The organism is Escherichia sp. MOD1-EC6021, from assembly GCF_002965245.1.
Taxonomy (GTDB): Bacteria; Pseudomonadota; Gammaproteobacteria; order Enterobacterales; family Enterobacteriaceae; genus Escherichia; species Escherichia coli_F.
Genome location: NZ_PTRU01000008.1, coordinates 58,672 through 71,496 on the forward strand (window position 1 = coordinate 58,672; position 12,825 = coordinate 71,496).

14 protein-coding genes are annotated in these 12,825 nt (G+C 52.7%); 11 read left to right on the forward strand and 3 right to left on the reverse strand.

The window, feature by feature from the left end:
* The first annotated feature begins 67 nt into the window (after positions 1-67).
* Positions 68-1,207 carry a 3-phenylpropionate MFS transporter gene (locus tag BEB54_RS11380; RefSeq protein ID WP_032184893.1) on the forward strand — a complete coding sequence of 380 codons (1,140 nt, stop codon included), beginning with the start codon at positions 68-70 and terminating at the stop codon, positions 1,205-1,207.
* On the opposite strand, the gene csiE is transcribed toward BEB54_RS11380, so the two are convergent.
* The 3 genes from csiE to suhB all read right to left on the reverse strand — a co-directional run bounded on the left by csiE (position 1,199) and on the right by suhB (position 4,472).
* A complete protein-coding gene (gene csiE / locus BEB54_RS11385; protein WP_032184892.1) occupies positions 1,199-2,479 on the reverse strand; it encodes a stationary phase inducible protein CsiE in 1,281 nt (426 codons plus the stop codon). The two genes, BEB54_RS11380 and csiE, sit on opposite strands and share 9 nt — an antisense overlap.
* A gap of 190 nt (positions 2,480-2,669) precedes the next feature.
* Positions 2,670-3,524 carry an alpha/beta hydrolase gene (locus BEB54_RS11390; RefSeq protein ID WP_024212144.1) on the reverse strand — a complete coding sequence of 285 codons (855 nt, stop codon included), beginning with the start codon at positions 3,522-3,524 and terminating at the stop codon, positions 2,670-2,672.
* Between the two features lie 144 nt (positions 3,525-3,668).
* Positions 3,669-4,472 carry an inositol-1-monophosphatase gene (suhB, locus tag BEB54_RS11395; protein WP_000553451.1) on the reverse strand — a complete coding sequence of 268 codons (804 nt, stop codon included), beginning with the start codon at positions 4,470-4,472 and terminating at the stop codon, positions 3,669-3,671.
* A 118-nt stretch (positions 4,473-4,590) separates the two neighbouring features.
* On the opposite strand from suhB, the gene trmJ reads away from it, so the two are divergent.
* The 10 genes from trmJ (at position 4,591) to pepB (ending at position 12,786) form a co-directional block, all read left to right on the forward strand.
* Entirely contained in the window at positions 4,591-5,331 is a 741-nt protein-coding gene (trmJ, locus tag BEB54_RS11400) for a tRNA (cytosine(32)/uridine(32)-2'-O)-methyltransferase TrmJ (RefSeq protein WP_000940023.1), read from the forward strand.
* Between the two features lie 269 nt (positions 5,332-5,600).
* A complete protein-coding gene (gene iscR / locus BEB54_RS11405; RefSeq protein WP_001241357.1) occupies positions 5,601-6,089 on the forward strand; it encodes a Fe-S cluster assembly transcriptional regulator IscR in 489 nt (162 codons plus the stop codon).
* Between the two features lie 240 nt (positions 6,090-6,329).
* Positions 6,330-7,544 carry a cysteine desulfurase gene (iscS, locus tag BEB54_RS11410; RefSeq protein ID WP_001295373.1) on the forward strand — a complete coding sequence of 405 codons (1,215 nt, stop codon included), beginning with the start codon at positions 6,330-6,332 and terminating at the stop codon, positions 7,542-7,544.
* Positions 7,545-7,571: 27 nt separating this feature from the next.
* Positions 7,572-7,958 carry a Fe-S cluster assembly scaffold IscU gene (gene iscU / locus BEB54_RS11415; RefSeq protein WP_000331707.1) on the forward strand — a complete coding sequence of 129 codons (387 nt, stop codon included), beginning with the start codon at positions 7,572-7,574 and terminating at the stop codon, positions 7,956-7,958.
* Positions 7,959-7,974: 16 nt separating this feature from the next.
* Positions 7,975-8,298, forward strand: coding sequence for an iron-sulfur cluster assembly protein IscA (gene iscA / locus BEB54_RS11420; RefSeq protein ID WP_000028953.1), 324 nt, complete (start codon positions 7,975-7,977; stop codon positions 8,296-8,298).
* A gap of 95 nt (positions 8,299-8,393) precedes the next feature.
* Entirely contained in the window at positions 8,394-8,909 is a 516-nt protein-coding gene (gene hscB / locus BEB54_RS11425; RefSeq protein ID WP_000384413.1) for a co-chaperone HscB, read from the forward strand.
* Positions 8,910-8,925: 16 nt separating this feature from the next.
* Complete coding sequence (hscA, locus tag BEB54_RS11430) at positions 8,926-10,776, forward strand: Fe-S protein assembly chaperone HscA (RefSeq protein ID WP_032184890.1); 1,851 nt, start codon at positions 8,926-8,928, stop codon at positions 10,774-10,776.
* Between the two features lies 1 nt (position 10,777).
* On the forward strand, positions 10,778-11,113 hold the full coding sequence (gene fdx, locus BEB54_RS11435) for an ISC system 2Fe-2S type ferredoxin (RefSeq protein WP_001124471.1): 336 nt from the start codon (positions 10,778-10,780) through the stop codon (positions 11,111-11,113).
* A gap of 11 nt (positions 11,114-11,124) precedes the next feature.
* Positions 11,125-11,325 carry a Fe-S cluster assembly protein IscX gene (gene iscX, locus BEB54_RS11440; protein WP_000523616.1) on the forward strand — a complete coding sequence of 67 codons (201 nt, stop codon included), beginning with the start codon at positions 11,125-11,127 and terminating at the stop codon, positions 11,323-11,325.
* A 177-nt stretch (positions 11,326-11,502) separates the two neighbouring features.
* Complete coding sequence (gene pepB, locus BEB54_RS11445) at positions 11,503-12,786, forward strand: aminopeptidase PepB (protein ID WP_032184889.1); 1,284 nt, start codon at positions 11,503-11,505, stop codon at positions 12,784-12,786.
* Positions 12,787-12,825: the final 39 nt, after the last annotated feature.

Consider the following 12,825-nt stretch of genomic DNA (forward strand, 5'->3'; position numbering starts at 1 on the left):
TCTTATTTTTCAACTTGCACCAACATTCGATTAACCCCAGACTAACGCCTCCTGACGGGAGGGACTCATGGTTTTGCAATCCACGCGCTGGTTGGCGCTCGGTTATTTCACATACTTTTTTAGTTACGGCATTTTTCTACCTTTCTGGAGCGTCTGGCTTAAGGGGATTGGCTTAACGCCAGAAACTATCGGCCTGTTATTGGGGGCTGGTCTGGTTGCCCGTTTTCTCGGGAGTTTGCTCATCGCGCCCCGCGTTAGCGATCCTTCCCGCCTGATTTCCGCCTTGCGCGTACTGGCACTGTTGACACTTCTCTTTGCTGTCGCCTTCTGGGCGGGGGCGCATGTAGCGTGGTTGATGGTGGTGATGATTGGCTTTAACCTCTTTTTCTCACCGCTGGTACCGTTGACCGATGCACTGGCGAATACATGGCAAAAACAGTTCCCGCTTGATTACGGCAAAGTGCGACTGTGGGGCTCGGTGGCGTTTGTCATTGGCTCGGCGCTGACAGGCAAACTGGTCAGTATGTTGGATTATCGGGTGATCCTCGCGCTGTTGACGTTGGGCGTGGCGTCCATGCTGCTCGGATTTCTCATTCGTCCAACGATTCAGCCACAAGGGGCTAGCCGTCAGCAGGAGAGCACGGGAGGGCCAGCCTGGCTGACACTGGTCCGCCAGAACTGGCGCTTTCTGGCCTGCGTTTGTTTATTACAGGGAGCGCATGCAGCCTATTACGGTTTTAGCGCTATTTACTGGCAGGCAGCTGGGTATTCTGCTTCAGCGGTGGGCTATTTGTGGTCGCTGGGCGTGGTGGCAGAAGTCATTATTTTTGCGCTGAGTAATAAACTTTTCCGCCGTTGTAGTGCACGCGATATGCTGCTGATCTCGGCGATTAGCGGCGTAATGCGCTGGGGAATTATGGGAGCAACGACGGCGTTGCCGTGGTTGATAGTAGTGCAAATTCTGCATTGCGGCACCTTCACGGTCTGCCACCTGGCGGCCATGCGTTATATTGCCGCCCGCCAGGGTAGCGAAGTCATTCGTTTGCAGGCGGTTTACTCTGCCGTTGCAATGGGCGGTAGTATCGCCATCATGACCGTCTTCGCCGGTTTCCTGTATCAATATCTGGGCCACGGCGTGTTCTGGGTGATGGCGCTGGTGGCGCTTCCGGCAATGTTCTTGCGCCCGAAAGTTGTTCCCTCATGCTGATTCGAGCATTTTGCGGATCTGCTCCTGTTGGTGTGTTGTCAGCGTCAGATCTGTGTAGATCAGCGGTGGTGAAAAGAGCGGTAACGGCGTGGTGTAAGGCGCAATAATCAGTGCCGCGCCGCGTGGAGCACCTCTCTGCAAAAATGCTTTTACCGACATATGCTTAATGTTGAGCGGCAGTAACGTTAGTTCACGTAACTGCTGCTCAATCTGCGCTTCACGCTCGCTATCATTCCCGGTCAGTAGAATAATCTGTTTTTCATGCAGGTCGTTTTCCTGCATTAGCCAGGCACCGAAAATCACCGCGACCAGACCGCTTTCCTCATCAGAAAGATGGACGCTGTATTCACTTTCGAATCCGGTCAGCGCCGCGCGGGTGGTGCGCACCAGGCGTGGGTACAGTCTGGAGAACTCTTCTGGCAGGGTGTTATCAATACCGATGGCAAACAAACTGCGATTTAACGCCTGGGCGAGGTGAGTATAAAGCTGATCGCATAACCCCTGTTCATCATAAAAACGAACATTTCCCAGCTCACGAAAATGGTTTACCAGACGTTTGATAGACTGACGCAATTGTCTATCCCGCTGATGCGCATCCCGAATTGGATCGGGAACTCGCAACATGGAAAAAAGTAATGCCATAAATAGTGGCTCATCAGGCGGTACAGGCTGGAGCGCCCGACGCTGCCAGTGGCGTCCAATTTCCTGCGCTACCTGAAATTCCAGGCAGGATTCTGCCCAGCGACGTTGGAGCGGATTAAACTGAGGCGTAATGCCAGCGTGGTGTTGCAGCAAGCAATATTGCAGATACAGACACAGGAAATGAATATCGCGCGATTCAAAGCGTTTTTGTAGCCGTCGAGAGCAGAGATTCACTAACGCTTGTAGATTGGTATCGTCGTAAAAGTTACGCGAAATTCCGCGCCGCTTTAGTTCACTCTTCAGAGCAGGTGTGAATTGGCTGGTAATAAATGACGGACACAGACGGAAACCACGTCGTAGCCAATGAAATAAACACAAACGTTGGTTAAGCACTGTGCCTTCAACCCGATAGCTACCGTCATAACCAGTAGTCAGTGTGAGTTGATGATAGCGCAGGATCTCCCGTCCTGTTTCGCTGATATCAAGACTGGCAATATCATCATCCACACCATTAAGCTTGCTGAAGGTTGCCGTGGTGGCGGTCAACCCCGGCTGAAAGAGTGTCAGCAAGATCTGGCAGCGGCGCTGGGGAGCCGAAAGGACAGATGGTGAAGCAAGCGTAGGCATCATCTGTAGATCTCCCATAAGCATAATTGATAAGAATAGCTAAAGTTTGCTCAGGGAAATGGCGAAGGGAATGCTAATCATCAGAAATGTTGGCAAGCGTCACAGAATTTTTCTCATCTTAAACTGTTCTGACCAGTGGATTAGCTCGTCTAAAGGTGGATTTGTGAATGATTATCGCGCTAGCGATCATGGGTTAGTTGTGCGGATTCAACGTGCTAAGGATAAAATCCACTATTTGTTCGCGATAAACATCACCGTGACGATCGGAAAAAGCATCAATGTGTTCGCCGTCAGGGATTAAGATTAAACGTTTTGGCTCTTTTGCCAGATCATACAACTTTTGGCTGTGCTGCCATGGGATAACGTGATCGGCCTTACCGTGAATGAGTAAAACTGGGATCGGGCTGACGCTGGCGATGTAATTTTCGCCGCTGTAACTCTCATCAAGTAAGTAGCCACTGCCGGGGATCATCTGGTTGGCGATGGTTGCATAAGAGGCAAATGTGGAGTCGAGGATCACTGCACGTATGCCCTCACGATCACCCTGACCAACAACATCAAGAATATTCGCCCCGCCAATACTCTGCCCGAACAGTACCAGTCGTTGTGGGTTTACATCACTGCGATGGCGCACCACATTGATGGCACTTAGCGTATCGTCCAGCAATCCGGCCTGAGACGGTGTGCCTTTTGATTTACCAAACCCGCGATAATCAAACATAAAAACGTTGAAATTACGCTCGGGTAACCAACTGACCAGCGGCCAGTGGGCGGACATATTTCCGGCATTGCCGTGAGCATGAATGATGGTTGCGATGGCGTTGTCAGCGGGGCCTGTCGAAGAAGGGATAAACCAGCCTTGCAGACGAGTACCGTCCTTAGCTGTAAATTCGACGGATTCCGCCGACCAGGGGTCGGGACCGTAAATTTTGTCGTCGGGATAATAGAAGAAGTTGATGGCAACGCGCGGCACTAAATAAACGCAGAAGGCAACAACAAAGAGAATAAACAGAATTTTGAGAACGCGTGTGTTCACTGGCAGTGCCATAACCTTTCCTTGCGACTTCTTTATCATCCATTAATCGGGGAAAGATGGTGGGAGAGTGACGAAAGAAAGTAAAGCAGAGCGGAAGCATTTCGGAATAGCGCCTGAAAGGCGAGGGCGGGTGAGAGAAATCACCCGCCAGAGAAATTAACGCTTCAGGGCGTCGCTTAACTCGTCACGCATGTTCGCCAGCATGGCTTTAACAACGCGCGGGTTACCGGCAACGATGTTACCGGTCAGCATGTAGTTATGACCACCGGTGAAGTCGCTGACGATGCCGCCCGCTTCACGAACCAGCAGCTCACCTGCGGCGAAATCCCACGGACGCAGACCGATTTCAAAGAAACCGTCAACACGACCTGCGGCAACGTAAGCCAGATCCAGCGCCGCAGAACCAGTACGACGGAAGTCTGCACATTCGTTGAACAGTTTGCCGACGATGTTGATGTAAGTGGTAGCGTACTGTTTTGCTTTGAACGGGAAGCCGGTCGCCAGAATAGTACCGTCGAGATCGCGAGCGGTGCTGCCGCGCAGACGGTAGCCGTTCAGCTGTGCGCCCTGACCGCGAGTCGCAGTGAACAGTTCGTTACGCATAGGATCATAAACCACAGCAACTTCAGTGCGGCCTTTGATACGAACGGCAATAGATACCGCGAAGTGCGGCAGGCGTTTGATAAAGTTGGTAGTGCCATCCAGTGGATCGATAACCCATTGAACATCCTGATCGGTACCTTCAAGTTCACCGCTTTCTTCGGTGATGATGGTGTGCTGTGGGTAAGATTTACGAATCGTGTCGATAATCACCGCTTCGGCAGCTTTATCTACGTTGGTCACGAAATCGTTACTGCCTTTCTGGCTCGCTTCTACAGCGTCCGGGGTTTCATAGTTTTTGGCAATTAAATTACCCGCCTTGCGCGCTGCGCGCACGGCGATGTTCAGCATCGGATGCATCGGTCTCTCTCACTGGATGTTAAAGAACGGGAAAACGGCGCAGAGTATAGCAGCGAGATCGGCATCTGTCTTCGTTTTATGATAAGATGCGTGAATAATCTTTAGATGAAGAAAGACAATGCTGCAAAATATTCGAATTGTGCTGGTGGAGACGTCACACACCGGTAATATGGGTTCTGTTGCCCGTGCCATGAAAACAATGGGCTTAACCAATCTGTGGCTGGTTAATCCACTAGTGAAACCTGACTCCCAGGCGATTGCTCTGGCAGCAGGGGCCAGCGATGTGATTGGTAATGCTCACATTGTCGATACACTCGACGAAGCGTTAGCCGGTTGTAGCCTGGTGGTTGGCACCAGTGCACGCTCGCGCACGCTGCCGTGGCCGATGCTCGACCCGCGCGAATGCGGTTTGAAAAGCGTCGCTGAAGCGGCAAATACGCCGGTGGCACTGGTTTTTGGTCGTGAGCGTGTCGGCTTGACCAATGAAGAGTTGCAAAAGTGCCATTATCATGTCGCCATTGCCGCTAACCCGGAATACAGTTCGCTTAACCTGGCGATGGCTGTTCAGGTTATTGCCTATGAAGTGCGCATGGCCTGGCTGGCGACTCAGGAGAACAGCGAGCAGGTTGAACATGACGAGACGCCGTATCCGCTGGTCGATGATCTGGAACGTTTTTACGGTCATCTTGAACAAACGCTGCTGGCAACCGGCTTTATCCGTGAAAACCATCCGGGGCAGGTGATGAATAAGCTGCGTCGTCTGTTTACCCGTGCGCGCCCGGAAAGCCAGGAGTTGAATATCCTGCGCGGGATTCTGGCTTCTATTGAGCAGCAGAATAAAGGTAACAAGGCCGAATAACCGAGGTTGCCTGATACGGCGCTTAACGCGTCTTGTCAGGCCTACATTGTACTGAACCCCTGGTCGGATAAAGTGTTTACGCCGCACCCGACAACAGGTACAAACGCCACGATAAAAAAATGGCACTGAAGGTTAAATACCCGACTAAATCAGTCAAGTAAATAGTTGACCAATTTACTCGGGAATGTCAGACTTGACCCTGCTATGCAATACCCCCACTTTTACAATAAAAAACCCCGGGCAGGGGCGAGTTTGAGGTGAAGTAAGACATGAGACTGACATCTAAAGGGCGCTATGCCGTGACCGCAATGCTTGACGTTGCGCTCAACTCTGAAGCGGGCCCGGTACCGTTGGCTGATATTTCCGAACGTCAGGGAATTTCCCTTTCTTATCTGGAACAACTGTTTTCCCGTCTGCGTAAAAATGGTCTGGTTTCCAGCGTACGCGGACCAGGCGGTGGTTATCTGTTAGGCAAAGATGCCAGCAGCATCGCCGTTGGCGAAGTGATTAGCGCCGTTGATGAATCTGTAGATGCCACCCGTTGTCAGGGTAAAGGCGGCTGCCAGGGGGGCGATAAATGCCTGACCCACGCGCTTTGGCGTGATTTGAGCGACCGTCTCACCGGTTTTCTCAACAACATTACTTTAGGCGAACTGGTTAATAACCAGGAAGTGCTGGATGTATCTGGTCGTCAGCATACTCACGACGCGCCACGCACCCGCACACAAGACGCGATCGACGTTAAGTTACGCGCTTAATTTAACCGTCCTGTTTCGTGTTGCATCTGCGTTGACTGCACATACTCACTCCGGTCACTTACTTATGTAAGCTCCCGGAGATTCGTAAGTTTGTCAACTTGCTGAAACCCGAAACAGTTAGGTTAAAGATAACAAGATATTAGAATCAGGCCGGGGCGTCTCGCGCTCCGTAAACACGGTCGTACATCCAGCCGGTAGCCTGGTTCCTTGCATTGAGTGATGTACGGAGTTTATAGAGCAATGAAATTACCGATTTATCTCGACTACTCCGCAACCACGCCGGTGGACCCGCGTGTTGCCGAGAAAATGATGCAGTTTATGACGATGGACGGAACTTTTGGTAACCCGGCCTCCCGTTCTCACCGTTTCGGCTGGCAGGCTGAAGAAGCGGTAGATATCGCTCGTAATCAGATTGCCGATCTGGTTGGCGCTGATCCGCGAGAAATCGTCTTTACCTCTGGTGCTACCGAATCTGACAACCTGGCGATCAAAGGTGCTGCTAACTTTTATCAGAAAAAAGGCAAGCACATCATCACCAGCAAAACCGAACACAAAGCGGTACTGGATACCTGCCGTCAGCTGGAGCGCGAAGGTTTTGAAGTCACTTACCTGGCACCGCAGCGTAACGGTATTATCGACCTGAAAGAACTCGAAGCAGCGATGCGTGATGACACCATCCTTGTTTCCATCATGCACGTAAATAACGAAATCGGCGTGGTGCAGGATATCGCGGCTATCGGTGAAATGTGCCGTGCTCGTGGCATTATCTATCACGTTGATGCAACCCAGAGCGTGGGCAAACTGCCTATCGACCTGAGCCAGTTGAAAGTTGACCTGATGTCTTTCTCCGGTCACAAAATCTACGGCCCGAAAGGTATCGGTGCGCTGTATGTGCGTCGTAAACCGCGCGTACGTATCGAAGCACAAATGCACGGCGGCGGTCACGAGCGCGGTATGCGTTCCGGTACTCTGCCTGTTCACCAGATCGTCGGGATGGGCGAAGCCTATCGCATCGCAAAAGAAGAGATGGCGACCGAGATGGAACGCCTGCGCGGCCTGCGTAACCGTCTGTGGAACGGCATCAAAGATATCGAAGAAGTTTACCTGAACGGTGACCTGGAACACGGTGCGCCGAACATTCTCAACGTCAGCTTTAACTACGTTGAAGGTGAGTCGCTGATTATGGCGCTGAAAGACCTTGCGGTTTCTTCCGGTTCTGCCTGTACGTCAGCAAGCCTCGAACCGTCCTACGTGCTGCGCGCGCTGGGGCTGAACGACGAGCTGGCACATAGCTCTATCCGTTTCTCTTTAGGTCGTTTTACTACTGAAGAAGAGATCGACTACACCATCGAGTTAGTTCGTAAATCCATCGGTCGTCTGCGTGACCTTTCTCCGCTGTGGGAAATGTACAAGCAGGGCGTGGATCTGAACAGCATCGAATGGGCACATCATTAATCGGTATCGGAATCAGGAGAATTTATAATGGCTTACAGCGAAAAAGTTATCGATCATTACGAGAATCCGCGTAACGTGGGTTCCTTCGACAACAACGACGAGAACGTGGGCAGTGGCATGGTGGGTGCACCGGCCTGTGGCGACGTGATGAAGTTGCAGATTAAAGTCAACGATGAAGGTATCATTGAAGACGCGCGTTTTAAAACTTACGGCTGCGGTTCCGCTATCGCTTCCAGCTCCCTGGTCACCGAATGGGTGAAAGGGAAGTCTCTCGACGAAGCACAGGCGATCAAAAACACCGATATTGCTGAAGAACTTGAACTGCCGCCGGTGAAAATTCACTGTTCTATTCTGGCAGAAGACGCGATCAAAGCCGCCATTGCGGACTATAAAAGCAAACGTGAAGCAAAATAAGAGTTGAGGTTTGGTTATGTCGATTACACTGAGCGACAGTGCAGCAGCGCGAGTAAATACCTTTCTGGCTAACCGCGGCAAAGGGTTTGGCCTGCGTCTGGGTGTGAGAACCTCCGGATGTTCAGGTATGGCTTATGTACTGGAATTTGTTGACGAACCGACGCCGGAAGACATCGTGTTTGAAGACAAAGGCGTGAAAGTCGTGGTCGATGGCAAAAGCCTGCAATTTCTGGACGGTACGCAACTGGATTTCGTAAAAGAAGGCCTGAACGAAGGGTTTAAATTTACCAACCCGAACGTCAAAGATGAGTGTGGTTGCGGCGAAAGCTTCCACGTTTGATGCGCATACCGATAACCCCACCGTGGTCAGCTGCGCGTGGGGTTTGTTTTACCTGATTCGTCGTTATTGCGGCGGATCGCAGCCCTGAGAATGTTATGGATTACTTCACCCTCTTTGGCTTGCCTGCCCGTTATCAACTCGATACCCAGGCACTGAGCCTGCGTTTTCAGGATCTACAACGTCAGTATCATCCTGATAAATTCGCCAGCGGAAGCCAGGCGGAACAACTCGCCGCCGTACAGCAATCTGCAACCATTAACCAGGCCTGGCAAACGCTGCGTCATCCGTTAATGCGCGCGGAATATTTACTTTCTTTGCACGGTTTTGATCTCGCCAGCGAGCAGCATACTGTGCGCGACACCGCGTTCCTGATGGAACAGCTGGAGCTTCGCGAAGAACTGGACGAGATCGAACAGGCGAAAGATGAAGCACGGCTGGAAAGCTTTATCAAACGTGTGAAAAAGATGTTTGATACCCGCCATCAGTTGATGGTTGAACAGTTAGACAACGAGACGTGGGACGCGGCGGCGGATACCGTGCGTAAGCTGCGTTTTCTCGATAAACTGCGAAGCAGTGCCGAACAACTCGAAGAAAAACTGCTCGATTTTTAATTTCTGGAAGCTAAACATGGCCTTATTACAAATTAGTGAACCTGGTTTGAGTGCTGCGCCGCATCAGCGTCGTCTGGCGGCCGGTATTGACCTGGGCACAACCAACTCGCTGGTGGCGACAGTACGCAGCGGTCAGGCCGAAACGTTAGCCGACCATGAAGGCCGTCACCTGCTGCCCTCTGTTGTTCACTATCAACAGCAGGGGCATTCGGTGGGTTATGACGCGCGCACTAACGCAGCGCTTGACACCGCCAACACCATTAGTTCTGTTAAACGCCTGATGGGGCGCTCGCTGGCTGATATCCAGCAACGCTACCCGCATTTGCCTTATCAATTCCAGGCCAGCGAAAACGGCTTGCCGATGATTGAAACAGCAGCGGGATTGCTGAATCCGGTGCGCGTTTCTGCGGACATCCTCAAAGCACTGGCGGCGCGGGCAACTGAAGCCCTGGCAGGCGACTTGGATGGTGTCGTTATCACCGTTCCGGCGTACTTTGACGATGCCCAGCGTCAGGGCACCAAAGACGCGGCGCGTTTGGCTGGGCTGCATGTTCTGCGCTTGCTTAACGAACCGACCGCTGCGGCTATCGCCTACGGACTGGACTCCGGTCAGGAAGGCGTGATCGCTGTTTATGACCTCGGTGGCGGGACGTTTGATATTTCCATTCTTCGCTTAAGTCGCGGCGTGTTCGAAGTGCTGGCGACCGGCGGTGATTCCGCGCTCGGCGGCGATGACTTTGACCATCTGTTAGCAGATTACATTCGCGAACAGGCGGGCATTCCTGACCGTAGCGATAACCGCGTTCAGCGTGAACTGCTGGATGCCGCCATTGCGGCCAAAATCGCGCTGAGCGATGCGGACTCTGTGACCGTGAATGTTGCGGGCTGGCAGGGTGAAATCAGCCGTGAACAATTCAATGAACTGATCGCGCCATTGGTAAAACGAACCTTACTGGCTTGTCGTCGTGCGCTGAAAGACGCGGGCGTTGAGGCTGACGACGTACTGGAAGTGGTGATGGTTGGTGGTTCTACCCGCGTGCCGCTGGTGCGTGAACGGGTGGGTGAATTTTTCGGTCGTCCACCGCTGACTTCCATCGACCCGGATAAAGTCGTCGCTATTGGCGCGGCGATTCAGGCGGATATTCTGGTGGGTAATAAGCCGGACAGCGAAATGCTGTTGCTTGATGTGATCCCGCTGTCGCTGGGCCTGGAAACCATGGGCGGCCTGGTGGAGAAAGTGATCCCGCGTAACACCACAATTCCGGTGGCGCGCGCCCAGGATTTCACCACCTTTAAAGATGGTCAGACGGCGATGTCTATCCATGTAATGCAGGGTGAGCGTGAGCTGGTGCAGGACTGCCGCTCGCTGGCGCGTTTTGCGCTGCGTGGTATTCCGGCGCTACCGGCTGGCGGCGCGCATATTCGCGTAACGTTTCAGGTCGATGCTGATGGTCTTTTGAGCGTGACGGCGATGGAGAAATCCACCGGCGTTGAGGCGTCTATTCAGGTTAAACCGTCTTATGGTCTGACCGACAGTGAAATCGCTTCGATGATCAAAGACTCAATGAGCTATGCCGAGCAGGACGTAAAAGCCCGTATGCTGGCTGAACAAAAAGTAGAAGCAGCGCGTGTACTGGAAAGTTTGCACGGCGCGCTGGCTGCTGATGCCGCGCTGTTAAGCGCCGCAGAACGTCAGGTCATTGACGATGCTGCCGCTCACCTGAGTGAAGTGGCGCAGGGCGATGATGTTGACGCCATCGAACAAGCGATTAAAAACGTAGACAAACAAACCCAGGATTTCGCCGCTCGCCGCATGGACCAGTCGGTTCGTCGTGCGCTGAAGGGCCATTCCGTGGACGAGGTTTAATATGCCAAAGATTGTTATTTTACCTCATCAGGATCTCTGTCCTGATGGCGCTGTTCTGGAAGCGAATAGCGGTGAAACCATTCTCGACGTTGCGCTGCGTAACGGCATCGAGATTGAACACGCCTGTGAAAAATCCTGTGCTTGCACCACCTGCCACTGCATCGTTCGTGAAGGTTTTGATTCGCTGCCGGAAAGCTCAGAGCAGGAAGACGACATGCTGGACAAAGCCTGGGGGCTGGAGCCGGAAAGCCGTTTAAGCTGCCAGGCGCGCGTTACCGACGAAGATTTAGTGGTCGAAATTCCGCGTTACACTATCAACCATGCGCGTGAGCATTAACAGAGGTTAGTATGGGACTTAAGTGGACCGATAGCCGCGAAATTGGCGAAGCACTGTACGATGCATATCCCGATCTTGATCCGAAAACGGTTCGATTCACTGATATGCATCAGTGGATTTGCGATCTGGAAGATTTCGACGACGACCCGCAGGCGTCCAACGAGAAAATCCTCGAAGCGATTTTATTAGTCTGGCTGGACGAAGCCGAGTGATTTCCGCGTCATGCTTCACGCCGCAGATGCGTTGGCTGCGCTCGTTCACCCCAGTCACATAGTTATCTATGTTCCTGAGGCTTCACTCACTTGCCGCCTTCCTGCAACGCGAATCATTTAGCGGAAAAATCCTGGGGCTGCCAACTGGTGGCCCTTTTACAAATAAGGATAACTAAAATGACAGAAGCGATGAAGATTACCCTCTCGACCCAACCTGCCGACGCGCGCTGGGGAGAAAAAGCAACTTACAGCATTAATAATGACGGCATTACCCTGCATTTGAACGGGGCAGACGATCTGGGGCTGATCCAGCGTGCGGCGCGCAAGATTGATGGTCTGGGCATCAAGCATGTTCAGTTAAGCGGTGAAGGCTGGGATGCGGATCGTTGCTGGGCATTCTGGCAAGGTTACAAAGCCCCGAAAGGCACGCGTAAAGTGGAGTGGCCGGATCTGGACGATGCCCAGCGTCAGGAACTGGATAACCGCCTGATGATCATCGACTGGGTGCGTGACACCATCAACGCACCAGCAGAAGAACTGGGGCCATCGCAACTGGCACAGCGTGCTGTTGATCTGATCAGCAACGTCGCAGGCGATCGTGTGACTTACCGGATCACCAAAGGTGAAGATCTGCGCGATCAAGGTTATATGGGGCTGCACACTGTCGGGCGTGGTTCAGAACGTTCCCCGGTATTGCTGGCGCTGGATTACAACCCAACTGGCGATAAAGAAGCGCCGGTGTACGCGTGCCTGGTAGGTAAAGGCATCACCTTTGATTCCGGCGGCTACAGCATCAAACAGACCGCGTTTATGGACTCAATGAAGTCTGACATGGGCGGTGCGGCAACGGTTACCGGGGCGCTGGCATTTGCCATTACGCGCGGTCTGAACAAGCGTGTGAAGCTGTTCCTCTGCTGTGCGGATAACCTGATTAGCGGCAACGCGTTCAAACTGGGCGATATCATTACCTATCGCAACGGTAAAAAAGTCGAAGTCATGAACACCGATGCGGAAGGGCGTCTGGTTCTGGCAGATGGCCTGATTGACGCCAGTGCGCAGAAACCGGAACTGATTATCGATGCCGCGACACTCACCGGGGCGGCGAAAACCGCGCTGGGTAATGATTATCACGCATTGTTCAGTTTTGACGATGCGCTTGCCGGTCGCTTGCTGGCGAGTGCTACACAAGAGAACGAACCGTTCTGGCGTCTGCCGCTGGCTGAATTCCACCGCAGCCAGCTGCCATCTAACTTTGCGGAACTGAACAATACCGGAAGCGCGGCGTATCCGGCGGGTGCAAGTACGGCGGCGGGCTTCCTGTCGCACTTTGTTGAGAACTATAAACAAGGTTGGCTGCATATCGACTGTTCGGCGACTTACCGTAAAGCACCAGTTGAACAGTGGTCTGCGGGTGCGACCGGGCTGGGTGTGCGCACGATTGCTAATCTGTTAACGGCGTAAACTAATATGCCGGATGCGGCGTAAACGCCTTATCCGGCC

What these genes read in the sequence shown, in the direction of transcription:
- BEB54_RS11380 (WP_032184893.1), top strand. Translation starts at nt 68, where the DNA reads ATGGTTTTGCAATCCACGCGCTGGTTGGCGCTCGGTTATTTCACATAC.
- csiE (WP_032184892.1), bottom strand. Translation starts at nt 2,479, where the DNA reads ATGATGCCTACGCTTGCTTCACCATCTGTCCTTTCGGCTCCCCAGCGC.
- BEB54_RS11390 (WP_024212144.1), bottom strand. Translation starts at nt 3,524, where the DNA reads ATGGCACTGCCAGTGAACACACGCGTTCTCAAAATTCTGTTTATTCTC.
- suhB (WP_000553451.1), bottom strand. Translation starts at nt 4,472, where the DNA reads ATGCATCCGATGCTGAACATCGCCGTGCGCGCAGCGCGCAAGGCGGGT.
- trmJ (WP_000940023.1), top strand. Translation starts at nt 4,591, where the DNA reads ATGCTGCAAAATATTCGAATTGTGCTGGTGGAGACGTCACACACCGGT.
- iscR (WP_001241357.1), top strand. Translation starts at nt 5,601, where the DNA reads ATGAGACTGACATCTAAAGGGCGCTATGCCGTGACCGCAATGCTTGAC.
- iscS (WP_001295373.1), top strand. Translation starts at nt 6,330, where the DNA reads ATGAAATTACCGATTTATCTCGACTACTCCGCAACCACGCCGGTGGAC.
- iscU (WP_000331707.1), top strand. Translation starts at nt 7,572, where the DNA reads ATGGCTTACAGCGAAAAAGTTATCGATCATTACGAGAATCCGCGTAAC.
- iscA (WP_000028953.1), top strand. Translation starts at nt 7,975, where the DNA reads ATGTCGATTACACTGAGCGACAGTGCAGCAGCGCGAGTAAATACCTTT.
- hscB (WP_000384413.1), top strand. Translation starts at nt 8,394, where the DNA reads ATGGATTACTTCACCCTCTTTGGCTTGCCTGCCCGTTATCAACTCGAT.
- hscA (WP_032184890.1), top strand. Translation starts at nt 8,926, where the DNA reads ATGGCCTTATTACAAATTAGTGAACCTGGTTTGAGTGCTGCGCCGCAT.
- fdx (WP_001124471.1), top strand. Translation starts at nt 10,778, where the DNA reads ATGCCAAAGATTGTTATTTTACCTCATCAGGATCTCTGTCCTGATGGC.
- iscX (WP_000523616.1), top strand. Translation starts at nt 11,125, where the DNA reads ATGGGACTTAAGTGGACCGATAGCCGCGAAATTGGCGAAGCACTGTAC.
- pepB (WP_032184889.1), top strand. Translation starts at nt 11,503, where the DNA reads ATGACAGAAGCGATGAAGATTACCCTCTCGACCCAACCTGCCGACGCG.